The organism is Streptomyces sp. DS1-CR2 (genome assembly GCF_055760475.1).
The window spans coordinates 4,330,840-4,351,136 of the sequence record NZ_CM147085.1; the positions used below are offsets into that span (position 1 = coordinate 4,330,840).

Genomic DNA, 20,297 nt, shown 5'->3' on the forward strand with positions numbered 1-20,297 from the left:
ACTCCTAAGGCAGGTGAAAGTGACCAGGGCGATGGGCGCAGCGATGCGTCGGATCCAGGTGGGCAGCGCGCTGAGTTCGTTCGGCGTCGGGTTCACGGTCCCGTTCCTCTATGTGTACGTCGCTGAGGTGCGTGGTCTCGGGGCCGGAGCTGCGGGCATCGTGCTCGCCGCCTTCGCCATGGCCGCTCTGGTCGTCCTGCCGTTCACGGGACGGGCCATCGACCGGCGCGGTCCTGTGCCCGTTCTGGTCGTCGCCACGATGGTGGCGGCGGTCGGTGCCGTCGGGCTCGGGCTCGCGGGCGGTCGGACGACTGCGATCCTGTCGGCGGCTGTGCTCGGTGCGGGCACGGCCGTGATCCAGCCGGCGCTCGCCACGATGATCGTGTGGACGTCCACGCCGGACACCCGTACGCGCGCCTTCGCCATGCAGTTCTTCCTGCAGAACCTCGGTCTTGGCATCGGCGGGCTCATCGGCGGCCAGATCGTCGACGAGAGCCGCCCGTCGAGCTTCACCCTGCTGTTCGGCATCGAGGCCTTGATGTTCCTGGTGCTCGCCGCTGTCGTCGGCTTCGTGCGGATGCCGTACGCGCCGACGATCGGCGGGGCCGTGCCGAAGGGTGGCTCAGGGACGGGCGGCGGGCTGCGGGCGCTGCTGCGGCACCGGGCCATGGTCCAGCTGTGCGTCCTCGGGTTCGTGCTGTTCTTCGCCTGCTACGGGCAGTTCGAGTCGGGCCTGAGCGCGTACGGCGTGGAGGCGGCGGGGATCTCCCCGTCGACGCTGGGCATCGCGCTCGCCGCCAACACCGCGATGATCGTGGTCGCGCAGTTCGCGGTCCTGAAGTTCGTCGAGCGGCGCAGGCGGTCCCGCGTGATCGCCGCGGTCGGAATCGTGTGGGCCATCGCGTGGCTCGCGGCCGGGTACGCGGGGGTGGGGCACGGCAGCATGGCCATGGCCACGGCCGCGTTCATCTCGACGTACGCGCTGTTCGGTCTGGGTGAGGCGATGCTGTCGCCGACCGTGGCGCCGCTGGTCGCCGATCTGGCGCCGGCCGGCATGGTCGGTCAGTACAACTCGGCGTTCGCGCTGGTCAAGCAGCTGGCGTTGGCCGTGGGACCGGCGGTCGGCGGGCCCATGGGTGCCGCGCTGCACGGTCCGTACATCGTGACCTTCGTGCTGTTCTCGCTGGGGATCACGTTCCTCGCGGTGCGGCTCGGGCGGCACCTGTCCCCCGTACAGGACCAGCCGTCGCTCGCGAAGAGCCGGATCGTGGCGGAGGGCGGGGCTCCGGTGGAGCCGGAGCCCGCGATCGCGTCCGCCTGAGACCCGGTCCGATTACGGCGTCGTACGCGGCAGGGCGAATTCGCACCAGACCGCCTTGCCGCCGCCCGGGGTGCGCCGGGAGCCCCAGTTCGAGGCGATCGTGGCGACGATGGCGATGCCCCGGCCCGCCTCGTCGGCGGGTTCGGCGCTGCGGCGGCGCGGGAGGTGGTCGTCGCCGTCGGTGACCTCGATGATCAGTCGCCGGTCGGTGCGGCGGAGCCTGAGGCGCATGGGCGGGGTGCCGTGCTGGAGCGAGTTGGCGACGAGTTCGCTGGCGGCCAGGACGCCCAGGTCGTGCAGCTCCGGTGAGAAACGCCAGCTGGCGAGGACGCCCGAGGCGAAGGCACGCGCGCGTGGGGCCGCTTCGACGCCGCCGAGGAGTTCCAGGGCTGCGTTGCGGAACAGCTCTCCGTCGGGTCCCGTGCGCGCCGGGTGCTGGAGGACGAGGACGGCCACGTCGTCGTCGTGGTCCGCGGTGACGCCTGCCGCGCGGATCAGTCGGTCGCACACGACCTGGGGCGTGCCGGTGGCGCCGGCGAGCGCGCGCTCCAGGGCAGCGACGCCCTCGTCGATGTCCTCGTCCCTGCGTTCGACCAGGCCGTCGGTGTACATGACGGCGGTCGATCCGGGGCCGAGCGGCACCGATCCGGAGGTGTGCAGCCATCCGCCGGTGCCGAGCGGGGGTCCGGTGGGCTCCTCCGCGCGGTGGATCGTGCCGCTCTCGTCGCGTACGAGGATGGGGAGGTGGCCGGCCGACGCGTAGACGAGGCGGCCCTCGTTCGGGTCGTGGACCGCGTAGACGCAGGTGGCGATCTGGTTGGCGTCGATCTCGATGGCCAGGCCGTCGAGGAGCTGGAGCACCTCGTGCGGCGGCAGGTCGAGGCGGGCGTAGGCGCGGACGGCGGTGCGCAGCTGGCCCATGACGGCGGCGGCGCGCACCCCGCGGCCCATGACGTCGCCGATGACGAGGGCGGTGCGGCCGCCGCCGAGGGTGATCACGTCGTACCAGTCGCCGCCGACCGCGGCCTCGGTGCCGCCCGGCTGATAGGTGGCCGCGATGCGCAGGTCGTCGGGCTGCTCCAGCTCCTGGGGCAGGAGGGAGCGCTGGAGGGTGACGGCGGTCTCGCGCTGGCGGCGCTCGCTGGCGCGCAGCCGCTCGGCGGCCTCGGCGTGGTCGGTGACGTCGGTCGCGAAGACGAGTACTCCGGAGCCGCCTGCCCGCTCCTGTCCCGTCCCCTCGTTGTCGCCGTCCGCTTCGCCGGCCGGCACCGTCACGGGAGTGCAGGTGAACGTGTACGAGCGGCCGCCGGCCACCTTGCGGGACTTGACCGTGCGTGGCTTGGCGCTGCGCAGGACCTGGTCGAGCAGCGGCAGCAGGCCGAGTTCGTCCAGCTCGGGCAGCGCCTCGCGCGCGGGGGCGCCGGTGGGGCGGTCGCCGAAGGCCGCGGCGTACGCGTCGTTCACGTACGCGATGCGGTGGTCGGGGCCGTGGAGGAGGGCGACGAGGGCCGGGACGCGGTCGAGGACCTCGCGTGCGGGCAGTTCGTCGATGCCGGAGGTGGGCGTGGGCGCGTCGTCGTCGGACGGGGGTTCGTGGCGGGCGGCGGGCACGGCGCCTTCCCCTCGCTGGCTTTGGGAGACGCCATGGTCGGACCGCGCTGCCGCGCGGCGCTGCGTTCCGGGGAGCCGGGCGCTCCAGCGCGTGAAGTTCACTGTGGGGAAAGCCTCGTGAGGTCGGGTGGGGTCTCCCCTGTCCGGCCGTGAGACCGGGAGCGCGGGGAAGGGCAACGTGGCGGTCGGTCCGCCCACGGTCAGGGGCCGGCCAGGGTCATGGACCAGTCTGACCGACCGGACCGACATCCGTCAGACGCCGGTCCTCGAGGGGGAGTTCCTGAGTCCGGTCAGGTCGACCCCTTCGGGTCCTGGGGCGGGTTCGCCGGGGGGCTGCCCGGCGGGTTTCCCCCGGCCGCGAGTTCGAATTCCGCACGCGGGCGTTCGAGCGAGCCGAGGGAGACGATTTCGCGCTTGAAGACCCCGGAGAGTATCCATTCGCTCAGGACACGGGCCTTCCGGTTCATGGTCGGCACCCGGCTCAGGTGGTAGACGCGGTGCATGAACCAGGCAGGGTAGCCCTTCAGCCTGCGCCCGTAGACGTGTGCGACACCTTTGTGCAGGCCAAGCGAGGCGACGGAGCCTGCGTATGTGTGCTCGTAGTCCGTCAGCGGCTCGCCGCGCAGGGAGGCCGCGATGTTGTCTCCGAGGACTCTGGCCTGGCGCACCGCGTGCTGGGCGTTGGGCGCGCACTCCTTGCCCTCCTCGTCGGCCGTGATGTCGGGGACGGCGGCCGCGTCGCCCGCGCCCCAGGCGTGCGGAGCGCCGTCGACGGCGAGCTGGGCGGTGCATGTGAGGCGGCCGCGTTCGTTGCGCGGCAGGTCGGTCGCGGCGAGCAGGGGGTGCGGTTTGACGCCCGCGGTCCACACGACGGTGCGGGTCGGGAAGCGGGAGCCGTCGTCGAGGACGGCGACCCGGTCCTCGCAGGATTCGAGCCGGGTCCGCAGGCGTACGTCGATGTTGCGGCGCCGCAGTTCGCTGACGGTGTAGCGGCCCATCTCCTCGCCGACCTCCGGGAGGATGCGGTCGCTGGCCTCCACGAGGATCCATTTCAGGTCGTCCGCGGTGACGTTGTGGTAGTAACCCGCGGCGTAGCGCGCCATGTCCTCGAGTTCGCCGAGTGCCTCCACACCCGCGTAACCGCCTCCTACGAAGACGAAGGTGAGGGCCGCGTCGCGGATGGCGGGGTCGCGGGTCGAGGAGGCGATGTCCAGCTGCTCGATGACGTGGTTGCGCAGGCCGATGGCCTCTTCGACGGTCTTGAAGCCGATGCCGTGGTCGGCGAGCCCGGGCACGGGCAGGGTGCGCGAGACGGAGCCGGGGGCCAGGACGAGTTCGTCGTACGTGATCTCGACGGCGCCCGTGCCCTCCTCCTCGGTGGCGAGGGTGGTGAAGGTGGCGGTGCGTTTGGCGTGGTCGATCGACCTGACCTCGCCGACGACGACGCGGCACCGGCCGAGGACGCGGCGCAGCGGCACGACGACGTGGCGCGGCGAGATGGATCCGGCGGCGGCCTCGGGCAGGAACGGCTGGTAGGTCATGTACGGGTCGGGGGTGACGACGACGATCTCGGTCCGGCCGCTTCTCAGTTCCGGTTTGAGTTTCTGCTGGAGGCGCAGGGCGGTGTACATCCCGACATATCCGCCCCCTACGACGAGGACGCGCGTACGCGGGACTTCCGGGGCCGTCCCCCGGGAAGAAGCAGTCTTCGGCATCGGCACCACCCCATGACGCATCGGCCACTTGAGTTTGTCCACAGCCCCGGCAAATTGTGTGACCGGCGGCCGCACCGGAAGCCGGTCGGGCGAATTGCCGGAGTACGGGACATGTCCGCAGGTCAGCGCGTGTGTGGCGAGTGAGGTGCAGGGGTGCAATCGGGGTGGAATCGCCGCGTACTCCGTTCGGGGGGCGCTCCGTGCGGAACCTGCCCCTTCTGAATTGACTCCGGCTCAACTATGTTCGTGTGCTGTCGGGGTGTCGGGGGATGCGCTGACGGATCCGTCGGACGGGTCCGTGGGACTGGCTTGTTCCTCACGCTCCGGTTGCCAATGGCGGGGAGAGTCTCCGGGGGGAGACGTCATTACCGGGGGAACACATATGCACATTCAGGACTCTCAATGGACTTCCGCGGCTTCCGCTTCGGCCGTGGCCGGCGGACCGGCCGCCACGGCGGGCGGTAACGGGCGCGGCGCGGGCGACAGTTCGCGTGCCGCGCCGCTGCGCGTGGATGCCCAGCGCAATCTGGAACACGTCCTGCGCGCGGCGCGTGAGGTCTTCGGCGAGCTGGGGTACGGCGCGCCGATGGAGGACGTGGCGCGGCGGGCCCGGGTCGGTGTCGGCACGGTGTACCGGCGCTTCCCGAGCAAGGACGTACTGGTGCGGCGCATAGCCGAGGAGGAGACCTCCCGGCTGACCGACCAGGCGCGGGCCGCCCTCGGCCAGGAGGACGAGCCGTGGTCGGCGCTGTCGCGATTCCTGCGCACGTCCGTCGCCTCCGGTGCGGGGCGGCTGCTGCCTCCGCAGGTGCTGCGCGTCGGCGTCCCCGACGAGCGGGCCGACGCGGCGGGTGGGGTCCGGGACGAGACGCGGGTTCCGCAGCAGCGGCACGCCGGCGTCCCGCCCGAGCTGCGTCTCGTGGAGCGGCGCACGGCCCCGGTCACCGAGGCCGTGCCGGCGGACGACGCGGGCGCAGCGGAGCTGCTCGAGGTCGTCGGGCAGCTCGTGGACCGGGCGCGCGCGGCGTCGGAACTCCGCGAGGACGTGACGGTGGCGGACGTACTGCTGGTGATCGCCACGGCGGCGCCTTCGCTGCCGGACGCCGCACAGCAGGCCGCGGCCTCGTCGCGACTTCTGGACATCCTGCTCGAAGGGCTGCGGTCGCGGCCCGCGTAAGGGCGGGCAGTACCGCGTAGGACCGGTGGAGCCGGGCGCACCGGGGGCGGGGCGGGTTCTGGGCGTGCGACCGACGCCTGGGGTGCAGCGGCGGCCTTCGGCGGGTGCGGCACCGGGTGATGCGCGCGGTGGCCGGCTGTGGGGACGGCCGCGGGTGGCACATGTGTGTCGCGCGCGGCCAACTCCCCTTTTTGACACGACTGTTGACCACTACCCGTACGAGTGAAAGCTAGTGCTTCGCTGTAGGAAGTTTCCACGGATGAGTGGTTGACGGCCACCGGCAGGTGGTGCGGGCCGCCCTTGTGGCACTCTTTCCCGCGTGTTCGGGTCTGAGTGTGTGGTCGGGGGCTTTCCGCGATGAGCGTTGACGGGCGGGACGAGCCACTCGAGAACAGTGGTGCGGGCGACACCGGGACCGGCGGGCTGCCCGCGCGGCAGGTGCCGAGCCAGGGAGGTCCACGCCGGGACGACTCGCCGGGCTCCGAACCCCCCGGTCCCCCAGCCTCCGCCGGCCCCTCCGACGCCCCGGGTGAGGACCGCTCCGACCTGAGCGTCCCGCAGCAGCGCGAGCACGGCGTGGATCCGGGCATCTCCGTCCCGCCGCCCCCGCGTGAAACGCCTCCGGCGGACGCCGACCTGATCGCCCGTATGCGGTCCGGCGACGACACCGCGTACGAGGAGCTGTACCGCCGTCACTCGGCTGCCGTTCACCGTTACGCACGCACCTGCTGCCGGGACGGGCACACCGCCGACGACCTCACCGCCGAGGTGTTCGCGCGCATGCTTCAGGCCGTGCGCGGCGGCCGCGGGCCCGAGCACGCGGTGCGCGCCTATCTGCTGACCACCGTGCGCCGCGTCGCCGCGGGCTGGACGAAGTCGGCGAAGCGCGAGCACCTGGTCGAGGACTTCGCGGTGTTCGCCCAGCAGGCCGCCCGCTCCAGTGAGGTCTCCGACGACGACACCCTGGATCTCGGCGCCGACGTCCTCGCGATGCACGAGGCCGAGCAGTCGATGGCCATGCAGGCCTTCCGGTCCCTGCCGGAGCGCTGGCAGGCCGTCCTGTGGCACACGGAGGTCGAGGACGAGTCGCCCAGCGACGTCGCCACGCTCTTCGGCCTCGACGCCAACGGCACGCGCGTGCTGGCCAAGCGCGCCCGCGAGGGCCTCAAGGAGGCGTACCTCCAGGCCCATGTGAGCACCACCCTCACCCAGGACGAGGAGTGCGCGCGCTACGCCGACCGGCTCGGCGCGTACGCCCGCGGCAGCCTGCGCACCCGGGCCGAGCGCGGCCTGCGCAAGCATCTGGAGGAGTGCGCCAAGTGCCGGCTCGCGGCCGGTCAGATCAAGGAAGTCGCCGGCGGGATCCCCGGTGTCGTGCCGGTCGCGGTCATCGGCTGGTTCGGTGCCGCCGGGTACGCGAAGGTGGTCGCGCTCATCGGCGGCGGCGCCGCGAGTGCGGCGGGCGCCGGTGCGGCGGCCGCGGCGGGCGGCGGTTCCGGAGGGGCCGCGGGCGGGGGCGCCGCGGCGTCCGAGGGGCTCGGCGCGCCCGTGAAGGCGGGCATCGCGGCCGGTGTGGTCGCGGCGGGCGTGGCCGTGGCGGTGGCGATCGCCCTCGCGGGCGACCCGCAGAAGCCCAGGCAGGAGGCGCGCAAGGAGAAGCCGGCGGTCTCGCAGCCCATCCCCCCGCCGAAGCCGACGCCTCCTCCGAAGCCGAAGCCCGAGCCGCCGGCCCCGCAGCCGACGCCTCCCCTCAGGCCCGCGCCGAAGCCGACGCCCACCCCGAAGCCGACGCCCAAGCCGACACCACCCCCGAAGCCGGCCCCGAAGCCGACGCCCGAGCCCACTCCGAAGCCCACGCCTCCCCCGCCCGCCCCCGCCGTCTACCAGCTGAACCAGCTGTCGTACGGCGGACTCGGCGACGGCACCGAGCCGGAGATCCGGCCCGGCGAGAGCAGCTGGGTGTGGCAGCGCTACGGCCTGCGCGTCGCGGACAAGCAGTACGCGAACGGGGTCACCGTCCACGCGAACTCCTCCGTGATCATCGACCTCAACCGCAGCTGCGCCGCGTACGACGCCTTCGCCGGTGTCGACGACTTGACGCTCGGCACGGGAGCGGTGCGGTTCTCCGTGTACGCGGACGGGGTGCGGCTGTGGAAGTCGCAGGTCCTCAGGGGCGGGGACTCGGCCGTTCCGGTTCATCTGAATCTCGCGGGGCGCACGGCGATCCGGCTGGTCACCGAGCCGCAGACGAAGCTCGACTCGCTCGCGGTCGGGGACTGGGCGGAGTCCCGTTTCAGCTGCCGGTGAGCTGCCTCAGCTGAGGAGGCTCAGTTGAAGCGGCGGACCCGTTCCGTCAGGAGCGTGACCGCCTCGGCCGTCGTGTGCCCCGCCCCCGCGGCGCGCGCGTCGGCGTACCGGACGGCGCCCAGCGCGGCCCCCGCCGCCGCCTCGAAGGCCTCGATCTCCGTGCGTTCGGGCAGCGGGCGCTCGGCGTCGCCGCGCCAGCCGTCGGACGCGGCCACCAGCTCGACCGCGCCCTCCGTGTCACCCAGCTGGGCCAGAAAGAGCGCCCCGCGGCCCGCGAGGTCCGCGCTGACGCTCTCCGCGCAGCGGTTCTCGACCGCGTACCGCAGGGCCTCGGTGAGGACCGCGAGGCCGCGCGCGGGCCCCGACTCGGCCGCCGTGATCCGCGCGTCGACACCGCCGACGAGCGCCGTGAACTGCGGTGGCGGGCTACCGCGCGACGACTCCGTAGCCGCGTCGTCGCACAGCGCGCGGGCCCGCGCCACCTCGCCGTCCTCCACCGCCATCAGGGCGTTCAGGAGCAGCACGTACGCGTGGGGATCCGGCACCCCGTACCGGTCGGCCTCCCCGATCGCCTCGGCCAGGAGCTTGCGCGCCGCGTCGCGTTCGCCGGAGCGGTAGGCGATCTCTCCGAGTCTGGCGATGAGGAACGGTGCCTCCGCGTACGCGCCCACCTCGTAGGCGAGGCGCAGCGCCTCCTCGAACTCGCCCTTCGCCTCGTCGAACCGGCTGCGCGCGACGGCCGCCTCCCCGGCGGCGCTGCACACCTGGGCGCGCATCCACCGGTCCCCGACGCGGCGGCTGATGGTCCGCAGCTCGGCGATGTCGTCGTCGATGTCCGTGAGGTTGCCCGTCCTGTCGACGGCCGTGTGCGTACGGAACATCAGGGTGACGCCGGTCTCCCACGCGCCGCCGTACACACGGCAGTTGGCGACGGCGCGGTCGAGGGCGGTGCTTACGTCCTCCGGGTTGTCCAGGAAGTACACGGTGAACGGCCAGATGATGCCGGGGAAGCGTGCCCCCGCGGGCCCGGGCCGAGCGAAGGCGTCGCGCACCCGCATGAGGTACTCCCGGTCGGCCTCCCCCCGCAGGGCGCTCTCGGGCAGGGTCTGGGCCACGAAGAAGATGTGCAGCAGCCGCAGCTCCATGAGCGGCCAGTACAGGGGGTCGTCCTCGTCCGCCAGATCGCCCACCACCGGGAACGTCCGGCCGTCGCGCGAGGGGACCCGGCAGTCGGACGGGGACGGGCGCTGGGGGCGTGGCGTCGGGAGCAGCTGCTCCAGGATGTGGCCGATCCACTCGGCGCCCTCCCTGCGGTAGTTGCGCAGCCACCAGAACCAGCCGGTGGACAGGGCGAGTTCGACCGCTGACTCGGTGTCGCCGGTGACCATGGAGCGGTGCAGGGCGGCGCGGAGGTTGTCGAGCTCCGTCTCCAGTCGCTCGATCCAGGGGAGTTGCTCGGCGGAGCGCAGGAGCGGGTCGGCATTCTCGACGAGGGCTCGGAAGCAGGCGACGTGGCGCCGCTCGGCCTCGGCGCGCAGCAGCGGTGTCTCGGCGGCGCGTTCGGTCGCGTACTCGTGGATCGTCTCCAGCATCCGGTACCGCATGCTGCCGTCGCCCGGGGTGGCCACCAGCAGGGACTTGTCGACGAGCGCTCCGATCAGGTCGGCTGCGGGGCCGGTGCAGACGGCCTCCGCGGCCTCCAGGTCCCAGCCGCCGGCGAAGACGGACGCCTCGCACAGGACCGTGCGCTCCTGCTCGTCGAGGAGGTCCCAGGACCAGTCGACGACCGCGCGCAGGGTCTGCTGGCGGGGCAGTACGGTGCGGCTGCCGCTGGTCAGCAGGCGGAAGCGGTCGTCGAGCCGGTCCGCGATCTGGCGGGGGGTGAGGAGTCTGAGGCGGGCGGCGGCCAGTTCGATGGCGAGCGGCAGGCCGTCGAGGCGGCGGCAGATCTCGGCCACGGCCTCGGGGTCGCCGGTGACGTCGAAGTCGGGGCGCACGGCGCGGGCGCGCTCGTCGAACAGGCGGTGCGCGGGGTCGGGCGGCAGGGGTTCGACAGGGCGCACGGACTCGCCGGGCACGCCCAGGGGTTCGCGGCTGGTGGCGAGGACCGTGAGGCCGGGGCAGTGGGTGAGGAGGGTCTCGGCGAGCTCGGCCGCGGCGCCGATGACGTGTTCGCAGTTGTCAAGGATCAGGAGCAGGCTGCGCTGGGCACAGTGCTCGACGAGCAGCGCCACGGGGTCGTCCTGCGGCGCCGAGTGCTCGCTGGTCATCAGGACCGTCTCGCGCAGGCCGAGGGCGCTGACGACGGCGCCCGCCACGGCCTCGGGCTGGTCGAGCGGGGCGAGCTCGGCGAGCCAGGCACGGGGGTGCTCGGCGGCGGCTTCCTCGGCGAGGCGGGTCTTGCCGGAGCCGCCGGGTCCGGTGAGGGTGACGAGGCGGGCCGCCTGCAAGTCTGAACGGATGGCGTCGAGTTCGGGTTCCCGGCCGACGAACGAGTTGAGGCGTGGCCTCAGATTGCCGGCGCGCTGCGGCTGCCGGGGCGGCGCCGGGCGGCCGCTGTCGCGGGCGTGGACGCGGGCGGGGTCCAGCAAGTCGGCGTAGAGGGCGGCCAGTTCGGGTCCGGGGTCCGCGCCGAGGCCGTCGGCGAGGGTGCGGCGGGCCGTCTCGTAGGCGGCGAGTGCGTCGGCGCCGCGGCCCGCGTCGCGCAGGGCGCGGATGAGGAGGGCGTGCAGCGGCTCGTCGTACGGGTGGGCGTGGGTGAGTTCGGTCAGCTCCGGTACGACGTCCGCGGCGCGGCCGAGCTGCAGATCGGCCTCCACGCGCGCGCGTGCCGCTTCGAGGCGCTGGGCCTCGGGGCGGGTCGCGGCGGTGCGGTCGGCGAGGTCGGCGAGTGCGGGTCCGCGCCACAGGGCGAGCGCGTCGCGCAGGGCGCGGGACGCGGTCGCCGGGTCGTGCGCCGTGAGGGCGGCCGTGCCCTCGCGGGCGAGGCGCTCAAAGACGTACAGGTCCACGTCGTCGGGGCGGGCGGCGAGGCGGTAGCCGCCGCCCGCCTGCGAAGTGACGGCGTCTTTGCCGAGGGCTCGGCGCAGTCGGCCGACGAGGGCCTGGAGGGCGGCGGTCGCGTCGGCGGGTGGCTCGTCGGCCCACACGTCGTCGATGAGCACGTCCGCAGGGGCGGTGCGGCCGGCGTGCAGCGCGAGCGACGTGAGCAGGGCGCGCAGGCGCTGTCCGCCCACGGGCAGGGGTGTGCCTTGATCGTCGTACGCCTCGGTGACGCCCAGGATTCGGTACCGCACGGGTCCATTCTCACGGGTCGGGACGGGCTCAGTCGCGCGGATTCCGGTTCGGAGCGCTGAGGACGACAGGGGCGCAATGCCTCAGCGCCCGGCTCCCAGTGCGCCCCGCTGCGGCGCGACGCTCCCTGTGGGGACGGCGCGCTGGCGGGCCGGGGTGCCGGTCCAGCAGGTGCCGCGGCGGGCGAGCAGGCGGCGCAGCCAGAGTTCGAGGGAGACGAGGTCGGCGAGGCCGTCCAGCGGCAGGGGCTCGCCGTCGGCCGCCGCGCGCAGGGCCTTGCGGACGACGCGGGCCTCGATCAGGCCGGTCTGGGCGAGGAGCGGGGTGTCGAAGAGCTGGATGAGGTGGTCGGCGCGGACGCGCAGGCCGGTGCGGGCCGCCGCGGCGGACGACGCGTGCGAGGGGGCGCCCCAGCCGGCGGGGAGTTCGCTGACGCCGGCGCCTTCGAGGACGGTACGCAGGATGTCGGCGCGGGCGCCGGGCCGGACGCGGAGCGCCTCGGGGAGGGCACGGGAGGCGCGTACGACCTGGTTGTCGAGGAAGGGGGCGTGCAGGCGCTGGAAGCGGACTTCGGCGGCCTGTTCGAGGACGCGCAGGTCGGCCGCGTGACGGGCGAGGGCGGCGCGGGCCCGGAACGCGCCGGGCCGCTGCCCCGGTCCTGGCCCCGGACGCGTCGCGCCGTCCTGGAGGCGAACCGATACTTCAGCGAGGGCCTCGCCCGTCAGCCAGCGCGCGGCAGGCCCCGGTCTCGCCCACGCGAGGGCCGCGAGCGATGCGCCGACGGCGCCCGCTTCACCGCCCGGGTCCTCGAAATTCCGCTGCAGCAGCCGCTCCGCGAGGCTTGCGATGCCCTCCTTGTACGGCGTGCGGGCCAGCTTGCGCGCCGCGCCGTACACGCGCGCGGGCACCAGCACGGAGCCGCCGTCCGCCTTGGCGAGCGCGGCGACCGGCTTGACCATGTGGCGCCGGCGCCGGTCCATGAGGAGGTCGGCAAGGCGGGCCGGGTGCGCGTCGATGACCTGGCGGGCGCCGTAGCCCGTGAAGTGGTCGGCACTCCCGGAGAGCAGGCGCGTGCGGTGGCGGGCGGCGGTGATCAGGGAGGGGCCGGGCTCGTCGGTGAGGGGGCCGTCCAACTCGGCGTAAGGGAGCGCCTCTTCGCCTGCGGTGACGACGACGTGGTGCAGCCGGGGGTTCGCGGCGATGGCGCCCGCGCGCTGGAGTTCGGCCTCGCGTCCTTCGGCGCCCGCGGACAGGTCGTTGAAGGTGACGGCGAGGAGGCGTTCGCCCGCGCCCGTGCCGTGGCCGAGGACCGTGCCGGGCAGCCCGGGCAGTCCCGCCGCGAGCAGCGCGAGAGTCCCGGACGCGGGTCCTCCGGAGAGGTCGGCGCCGATGCCGGGCACGGGCATGCCGCGGGCCGCGCGCCGCTCGGCGGGGCCCATGCCGGGGACGGGTCCCGGGTCGATGTCGGCGCCGGGGACGTGCCGGGGCGCGGCGAGCCGGGCGCGTACGGCCTCGACGAGCGCGTCGCGCAGGGCGTCCACGGCGCCGGCGGGGTCCGCGGAGGGCGCGGCGACGGCGAGCGACGCGACCGGTTCGTAGCCGGCGATCTCGCGGGCACCGGCGCGCAGGATCAGCGCGTGGCCGGGCGGGATGCGGCGTACGCCCTGGTACGGCGTCGAGTCGTGCAGGGCTTCGGGCACGTCGGGGGCGGCGAGCAGGGCCGCGAGATGGCCGATGTCGAGGTGGGCCTCGATGAGGTCGGCGAGCGGCAGGGCGGCCGTCGCGTACGCGGTGCCGCCGGCCCACGGTGTGTAGAACACGGGCCGTGCGCCCGCGAGATCACCGGCGATCATGAGGCGCCGGCCGACCTGGACGACCGCGGTGTAGCTGCCGGACCAGGCGGTGAGGTGGCGCAGTGCGCCGCCGCGCGCGGCGAACAGGCCGACCCGCAGCTGCTCGTCGGTGGCGCCGCAGGTGCCGAGTACGGCGATACGGGTCTGCTCGTCGGCGCTGACGATCCTGACCTCGTCCGGGCGCCAGTCGCCGACCGCCCACAGCGGATCGGGGTCACCCCACAGGAGCTGCGAGCCCACGGGATGGACGGTCTCCCCGTCGGGTCCGGTCGAGCCCGCGGACCCGAACCGCACGGGCCCGGCGGCGGTACTGCTCCACCCCACCAACCACCGCATCGCCGCCTCCACAGGCTGTGGACAGAACCTCGTCAGAAGGAATCAGAGGAAATCACAGGAACAGAGTCCCCATGCTGCCACGAAGGAGACGTACGGGAGAGGCGACCGGGCGGCACGTGCGCCACCGAATGCGCCCCTTTTGAGCGGTAGTTGAACCCCCCAGGGGCCGCTCGGGGGCATCGACGGTGCCGTACGGCACCGTCGATATTCGGCCAAATCGGCTGTGGATGGCCAGACCTGTGCACACCACATCGGCCACGGCGCGCAACGCACGGTCCGGGAGGCGCCCTGCACCTCCCGGACCGGTCCGCCGCCCGCGGGGATGAAGGCGGCGGTGTCCCCCAGCCCGCTGGATCCAGTACAGCGGGCCGACCCACGCACCATCCATGGAAGCGCTCCCCCCATGGCCGCAGAAGAGCGCACGCACAGGCGCACGGCCACACGGGCGGAGCACACCGTGACGGCGACGCCCCGGGCACGTACTCCCGTACGGACAATATTCCCGCCATCCGGAACTATGCCCCTTAACGCTTGGGATCCGGCGAACTACGCTGGGTGTACGAATGCCGCGCGGTTATGCCACCGCGGCAGCCGGCTGTGTCGAGGGGTGGCGCATGTCCAGGGAGCAACGCGGGCCGAACGAGAAACTCGGCACCGTTCTCGCCCTCGCGGGAATCAGCAACGCAGGCCTGGCGCGGCGGGTCAACGACCTTGGCTCGCAACGCGGTCTGACGCTTCGCTACGACAAGACCTCGGTGGCCCGCTGGGTCTCCAAGGGCATGGTGCCGCAGGGCGCTGCGCCGCACCTCATCGCCGCCGCCATCGGCCAGAAGCTGGGCCGGCCCGTGCCGCTGCACGAGATCGGCCTGGCTGACGCGGATCCCGCGCCCGAAGTGGGCCTCGCCTTCCCGCGCGACGTGGGGGCGGCGGTGAAGTCGGCGACAGAGCTGTACCGCCTCGACCTCGCGGGCCGCCGCACGGGCGGCGGCATCTGGCAGTCGCTGGCCGGATCGTTCGCGGTGAGCGCGTACGCGACGCCCGCGTCGAGATGGCTGATAACGCCGGCCGACTCGTCGGTCGCACGCGACGCGCAACCGCTGGAGAGCGGCGGGGACAACACGTCTCAGAAGGTCGGCCACAGCGACGTCCAGAAGCTGCGCGAGGCGGCCGAGGACGCGCGGCGCTGGGACTCCAAGTACGGGGGCGGTGACTGGCGTTCGTCGATGGTCCCCGAGTGCCTGCGGGTCGAGGCGGCCCCGCTGCTGCTCGGCGCCTACTCGGACGACGTGGGGCGCGCCCTGTTCGGGGCGAGCGCCGAACTGACGCGCCTGGCCGGGTGGATGGCGTTCGACACGGGCCAGCAGGAGGCGGCGCAGCGCTACTACATCCAGGCGCTGCGGCTCGCGCGCGCGGCGGCGGACGTGCCCCTGGGGGGCTACGTACTGGCGTCGATGTCGCTCCAGGCGACGTACCGCGGGTTCGGCGACGAGGGGGTGGACCTGGCGCAGGCCGCCCTGGAGCGCAATCGCGGGCTCGCCACCGCCAGGACGATGAGCTTCTTCCGGCTCGTGGAAGCACGCGCACACGCGCGCGCCGGTGACGCACACGCCGCGGGTGCCGCGCTGCGGGCCGCGGAGGGCTGGCTGGAGCGGGCGCGCGACGGGGACCACGACCCGTCGTGGCTCGGCTTCTACTCGTACGACCGCTTCGCCGCCGACGCCGCCGAGTGCTACCGCGACCTCAAGGCGCCCCGCCAGGTGCGGCGCTTCACGGAACAGGCCCTGTCGAAGCCCACGGAGGAGTTCGTGCGCTCGCACGGGTTACGGCTCGTGGTGTCGGCGGTCGCCGAGCTGGAGTCGGGGAACCTGGACGCGGCGTGCGAGCAGGGCACGCGCGCGCTGGAGGTGGCGGGGCGGATCTCGTCGGCCCGGACCACCGAGTACGTGAAGGATCTGCTGCACCGCCTCGAACCGTACGGGGACGAGCCGCGCGTCGTGGAGCTGCGGGAGAGGGCGAGGCCGCTCCTGATGGCGCCGGCGTAGGGCAGAGGTGTGAAGGAACCGGTCCGGCCGAACGGTCACCGCCCGGGTTTGAACGCGTTGTCAGTGGCGCAGTGCAGTATCGGGGGCGGGAGGTGAGGCACGGTGATGACGAGCGGGTACGACTGCGACGTGCTGGTGATCGGCGGCGGGATCGTCGGTCTGTCGACGGCGTACGCCCTCACGCGCGCGGTGCCGGGCACCCGGGTGACCGTCCTGGAGAAGGAGCACGGCCCCGCCAGACACCAGACGGGGCGTAACAGCGGGGTCATCCACAGCGGTGTGTACTACCGCCCCGGCTCGCTCAAGGCCCGCTTCGCGGTGCGGGGCGCGGCCGAGATGGTCAAGTTCTGCGCGGAGTACGGCGTCGCGCACGCGGTCACCGGCAAGCTGATCGTGGCCACCGAGCGCGACGAGCTGCCCCGCCTGCACGCCCTGGTCCAGCGCGGCCGGGAGAACGGGATTCCGGTGCGGGAGCTCGGCCCCGCCCAGATCGGCGAGTACGAGCCGTATGTACGCGGCCTCGCCGCGATCCACGTGGGCACGACGGGCGTCGCCGACTACGCCTCCGTGGCCCGGCATCTGGCCGAGGCCTCGGGCGCGGACATCCGGTACGGCGCGGAGGTGGTGCAGATCGACCGCCGCGCGGAGCGTGGTGTCGCGGTGCGCACGGCCGCCGGGGACGTCGTCCGCGGGCGCGCCCTGGTGAACTGCGCGGGGCTGCACTGCGACCGGATCGCCCGGCTCGCGGGGGACGACCCCGGCATGCGGATCGTCCCCTTCCGGGGTGAGTACTTCGAGCTGGCCCGCCCCGAGCTGGTGCGCGGCCTGGTCTATCCGGTGCCGGACCCGGCGTTCCCCTTCCTCGGCGTCCATCTCACGCGCGGCATCGACAAGAGCGTGCACGTCGGTCCGAACGCGGTGCCCGCGCTGGCCCTCGAGGGCTACGACTGGTCGACGGTCAGACCGCGCGAGCTCGGCGCCACACTGGCCTGGCCCGGCTCCTGGCGGATAGCGCGCCGGCACTGGCGGTACGGGGCCGGGGAGCTGCGCCGCTCGGTGTCCCGGGACGCGTTCACGGCAGCGGTGCGCAGGCTGCTGCCCGCGGTGACCGCGGACGACCTGGTGCCCGCGCCCGCCGGCGTCCGGGCGCAGGCGGTCCTGCGGGACGGGACCCTGGTCGACGACTTCCTGATCCGCGAGGCCCCGCGCACGGTGCATGTGCTGAACGCGCCGTCTCCCGCGGCGACGGCCTCGCTCCCGATCGGCCGCGAGGTCGCCCGGCGGGCCCTGGCCGCGCTCAAGACCTCACCTTGAGCCCCGCCCGGATCCGGCGTCTCGACCTGAGTTCCGGCGTCTAAAATCGACTTACTGTGTCTGAGTCACCCCACACTCCCGAAGCCCGCACCCCCGAAGCCCGCACCCCCGAAGCCCGCACCCCCGAAGCCGCCGGTCCCGAGGCCCCCGGTCCACAAGCCCCGGCTCCTGCACGCACCAAGGGCGAGCCGCGCTTTCCCGACGGGCCCGCGCCCGACCCCGCCGGTTCGCACTTCGAGCGGCGCATCCGCAGCTTCCAGCCCCGCCGCAGCCGCGTCACGGCGGGCCAGGCGGACGCCCTCCAGCGGCTGTGGCCCGCGTGGGGCCTCGACATCGACGGGCAGCGCGTCCTCGACCTCGACGAGCTGTTCGACGGCAGGAAGCGCGTCGTCCTGGAGATCGGCTTCGGCATGGGCGAGGCGACGGCGCAGATGGCCGCCGACGACCCCGACACCGGCATCCTCGCGGTCGACGTGCACACCCCGGGCCAGGGCAACCTCCTGGGCCTCGCCGAGCGGAACGGCCTGACGAACGTACGGGTGGCCAACGGCGACGCGATCATCCTGCTCCGCGAGATGCTCCCCGCCGCCTCCCTCGACGGGCTGCGCGTCTACTTCCCCGACCCCTGGCCCAAGAAGCGCCACCACAAGCGGCGCCTGATCCAGCCGGAGTTCCTCACCCTCGCCGCGGTCCCCCTCAAGCCGGGCGCCCTGGTGCACTGCGCGACCGACTGGGAGCCGTACGCCGAGCAGATGCTCGAAGTCCTGACCGAGCACCCGGACTACGAGAACACGCAGGCCGACGGCGGATACGCGCCCCGGCCCGCGTTCCGCCCCCTCACGCGCTTCGAGGGCCAGGGCCTGGACAAGGGCCATGTGGTCCACGACCTGCTCTTCCTGCGCGCCGAGCACGCACCGGCCACCGCCGCGGACTGACACCCCGTCGCGGCCGGGGCCGTCCCTCGTTAGGGTCAACGCTGTGGCGACCTATCCCTCGTATCCGAATGCGTTTCCGCACGCGCAGCCCGGAGCAGGCGCTCCGGGGCCCGGCACGCTGCGGCATCCGCGCTGGTGGGAGCGGAAGGCCGTGCACGCCTGGGCGCTCGTCTCGCTCCTGACGCTCTCCGGCCTGGTGATCCTCGCCCTCGTGCGGGAACAGACCGGCACCAAGGGGTTCCTGGTCGGGCTCTGCCTCGCGGTCCTGCCCGTCCCGCTGCTGATAGCCGCGTTCCGCTGGCTGGACCGGGTCGCGCCCGGGCCCTGGCGGAACCTGCTGTTCTCCTTCGCCTGGGGCGCCTGCGCCGCCGCGCTCATCGCGATCGTCGCCAACAGCTTCGCGACCCACTGGATCGCCACGAACTCGGCCGACCCCGCGAACGCCGACACCCTCGGCGCGACGGTCATAGCGCCCATCGTCGAGGAGTCCGCGAAGGCCTGCGCCGTCCTGCTCATCTTCCTGTTCCGCAGACGGGACTTCACCGGGATCGTCGACGGCGTGGTGATCGCCGGCGTCACCGCCACCGGCTTCGCGTTCACCGAGAACATCCTCTATCTGGGCAACGCCTTCGGCACCGACCAGCTCAACAGCGGCACCGGCATCGCCTCGGTGACCGCCGCCACCTTCTTCGTACGCATCGTCATGTCGCCGTTCGCGCACCCTCTGTTCACGGTGCTCACCGGCATCGGCTTCGGCGTCGCGGCCTGGACCGCGCCCGACCGCGGGCCGGTGCGGCGCGTGTTCCTGCCCCTCGCCGGGCTGCTGCTCGCGATGGGCATGCACGCCACGTGGAACGGCTCGTCGGCGTTCGGCCGGTTCGGATTCTTCGGGGTCTACGCGCTGTTCATGATGCCCGCGTTCGGGCTGCTGACCTGGCTCGCGATCGGAACCCGCCAGCGCGAACTGCGCACGGTGCGCTCCGAGCTGCCCGCGTACGCGGCGGCCGGCTGGGTCGGACCGGCCGAGCCGTTCGCCCTCGGCTCGATGCGCGCCCGCCGCCTGGCCCGCGAGTTCGCGCAGCACCACGGCGGCAAGGAGACGGCCAGGGCCGTCGCCCAGTACCAGCAGTACGCGACCTCACTCGCGCTCCTGCGCCACCGCGGGCGGCGCGGCCGGGCCGGGGCGGACTATGTCGTACGGGAGCGGGAGCTGCTCGACGAGCTGTGGGCGCGGCGCCACGCGGCCCGCCCCGCCCTCGCCTACGCGTCCCGCGCCACCGCGCCGCCCGTGTGGGTGCCGCCGATGTACGCGGGGCCGGTGCACGCGGGGCCGGTGCACGCGGGGCCCGGCGCCCAGTTCCCCGCGCACAGCGCCCACAACGCGTACAACCCGTACCGCTACTGAGAACGCCTCAGGCGGACGCCTCCGTGAGCTTCGAGAGCTCCGCGTCCGTCAGCTCCAGGTCGGCCATGGCCACCAGCGCCGGCAGCTGCTCCACGGTGCGGGCGGACGCGATCGGTGCGGCCACCGTCGGGCGGGACGCGAGCCAGGCGAGGGCGACCGTCGCGACCTGGGCGCCGTGCGCCTGCGCCACCTCGTCGAGGGCCTTGAGGACGCGCACACCGCGCTCGGTCTGCAGGTGCTGACCCGCGCCCGCGGCCCGCGGGCTGTCGACCTCGGTGCCCGGCCGGTACTTGCCCGTCAGGAACCCGGACGCCAGGGCGTAGTACGGGACGGCGGCGAGGCCGCCGCGGGAGGCCACCTCCTGGAGCCCGCCCTCGTAGGTGTCGCGCGAGACGAGGTTGTAGTGCGGCTGGAGCGCCGCGTAGCGGGCGAGGCCCTCGCGGTCGGAGAAGTCCAGCGACTCCTGGAGGCGCTCCGGGGTCAGGTTCGACGCGGCGATGGCGCGCACCTTCCCGGACTTCACCAGCTCGTCGAGGGCGGTGATGATCTCCTCGACCGGCACGGACGGGTCGTCGAAGTGCGTGTAGTAGAGGTCGATGTAGTCCGTGCCGAGGCGGCGCAGGGACTCGTCTGCGGCGGACTTGATGGTGTTCGCGGACAGGCCCTTGAAGTCGGGGTGGGAGCCGACCTTGGTGGCGATGACGACATCGGAGCGGTTGCCGCGCGCGGCAAGCCACTTGCCGATGACGGTCTCGGACTCGCCGCCCTTGTTGCCCGGAACCCACGACGAGTACGCGTCGGCCGTGTCGACGAAGTTGCCGCCGGCGGCGACGTACGCGTCGAGCACGGCGAAGGACTGCGCCTCGTCGGCGGTCCAGCCGAACACGTTGCCGCCGAGGGAGAGCGGGAACACCTCGAGGTCTGACGAGCCAAGCTTGCGAAGAGAAGTCATGGCTTGTTTTAACACCGATACGAAGCAAGATATTC

12 protein-coding genes are annotated in these 20,297 nt (G+C 73.5%); 7 read left to right on the top strand and 5 right to left on the bottom strand.

From position 1 onward, the window contains the following. Nucleotides 1-31 precede the first annotated feature (31 nt). The gene (locus ACY0PA_RS20845; RefSeq protein ID WP_473086030.1) at nucleotides 32-1,321 is read left to right on the top strand and encodes an MFS transporter; all 1,290 of its coding nucleotides are present in this window, start codon (nucleotides 32-34) and stop codon (nucleotides 1,319-1,321) included. A gap of 12 nt (nucleotides 1,322-1,333) precedes the next feature. On the opposite strand, the gene ACY0PA_RS20850 is transcribed toward ACY0PA_RS20845, so the two are convergent. Together ACY0PA_RS20850 and ACY0PA_RS20855 are read right to left on the bottom strand one after the other, a co-directional pair. Next, nucleotides 1,334-3,034: an ATP-binding SpoIIE family protein phosphatase gene (locus ACY0PA_RS20850; RefSeq protein ID WP_473086031.1), complete on the bottom strand. Its 1,701-nt coding sequence runs from the start codon at nucleotides 3,032-3,034 to the stop codon at nucleotides 1,334-1,336. 188 nt (nucleotides 3,035-3,222) lie between these two features. Then, the gene (locus ACY0PA_RS20855; protein ID WP_473086032.1) at nucleotides 3,223-4,647 is read right to left on the bottom strand and encodes an NAD(P)/FAD-dependent oxidoreductase; all 1,425 of its coding nucleotides are present in this window, start codon (nucleotides 4,645-4,647) and stop codon (nucleotides 3,223-3,225) included. Between the two features lie 382 nt (nucleotides 4,648-5,029). Here ACY0PA_RS20855 and ACY0PA_RS20860 point away from each other — a divergent pair, with 382 nt between their 5' ends. Further along, nucleotides 5,030-5,824 (top strand): TetR/AcrR family transcriptional regulator, encoded by a 795-nt coding sequence (locus ACY0PA_RS20860; RefSeq protein ID WP_473086033.1) that lies wholly within the window; start codon nucleotides 5,030-5,032, stop codon nucleotides 5,822-5,824. A 357-nt stretch (nucleotides 5,825-6,181) separates the two neighbouring features. Further along, nucleotides 6,182-8,131: a sigma-70 family RNA polymerase sigma factor gene (locus tag ACY0PA_RS20865; protein WP_473086034.1), complete on the top strand. Its 1,950-nt coding sequence runs from the start codon at nucleotides 6,182-6,184 to the stop codon at nucleotides 8,129-8,131. A 20-nt stretch (nucleotides 8,132-8,151) separates the two neighbouring features. Here ACY0PA_RS20865 and ACY0PA_RS20870 read toward each other — a convergent pair whose 3' ends face one another. Together ACY0PA_RS20870 and ACY0PA_RS20875 are read right to left on the bottom strand one after the other, a co-directional pair. Continuing rightward, entirely contained in the window at nucleotides 8,152-11,427 is a 3,276-nt protein-coding gene (locus ACY0PA_RS20870) for an AfsR/SARP family transcriptional regulator (protein ID WP_473086035.1), read from the bottom strand. Between the two features lie 81 nt (nucleotides 11,428-11,508). Continuing rightward, a complete protein-coding gene (locus tag ACY0PA_RS20875) occupies nucleotides 11,509-13,614 on the bottom strand; it encodes an asparagine synthase-related protein (RefSeq protein ID WP_473086036.1) in 2,106 nt (701 codons plus the stop codon). Between the two features lie 614 nt (nucleotides 13,615-14,228). Between ACY0PA_RS20875 and ACY0PA_RS20880 the strand changes: the two genes are divergently transcribed. The 4 genes from ACY0PA_RS20880 to ACY0PA_RS20895 all read left to right on the top strand — a co-directional run bounded on the left by ACY0PA_RS20880 (nucleotide 14,229) and on the right by ACY0PA_RS20895 (nucleotide 19,310). Beyond that, nucleotides 14,229-15,656 carry an MFS transporter gene (locus ACY0PA_RS20880; RefSeq protein ID WP_454399621.1) on the top strand — a complete coding sequence of 476 codons (1,428 nt, stop codon included), beginning with the start codon at nucleotides 14,229-14,231 and terminating at the stop codon, nucleotides 15,654-15,656. Nucleotides 15,657-15,761: 105 nt separating this feature from the next. Next, on the top strand, nucleotides 15,762-16,970 hold the full coding sequence (gene lhgO / locus ACY0PA_RS20885) for an L-2-hydroxyglutarate oxidase (RefSeq protein ID WP_473086037.1): 1,209 nt from the start codon (nucleotides 15,762-15,764) through the stop codon (nucleotides 16,968-16,970). Nucleotides 16,971-17,026: 56 nt separating this feature from the next. Then, nucleotides 17,027-17,905: a tRNA (guanosine(46)-N7)-methyltransferase TrmB gene (gene trmB / locus ACY0PA_RS20890; RefSeq protein ID WP_473086038.1), complete on the top strand. Its 879-nt coding sequence runs from the start codon at nucleotides 17,027-17,029 to the stop codon at nucleotides 17,903-17,905. 43 nt (nucleotides 17,906-17,948) lie between these two features. Next, on the top strand, nucleotides 17,949-19,310 hold the full coding sequence (locus ACY0PA_RS20895) for a PrsW family intramembrane metalloprotease (RefSeq protein ID WP_473086039.1): 1,362 nt from the start codon (nucleotides 17,949-17,951) through the stop codon (nucleotides 19,308-19,310). Nucleotides 19,311-19,317: 7 nt separating this feature from the next. Here ACY0PA_RS20895 and ACY0PA_RS20900 read toward each other — a convergent pair whose 3' ends face one another. After that, nucleotides 19,318-20,262 carry an aldo/keto reductase gene (locus ACY0PA_RS20900; RefSeq protein ID WP_473086040.1) on the bottom strand — a complete coding sequence of 315 codons (945 nt, stop codon included), beginning with the start codon at nucleotides 20,260-20,262 and terminating at the stop codon, nucleotides 19,318-19,320. Nucleotides 20,263-20,297: the final 35 nt, after the last annotated feature.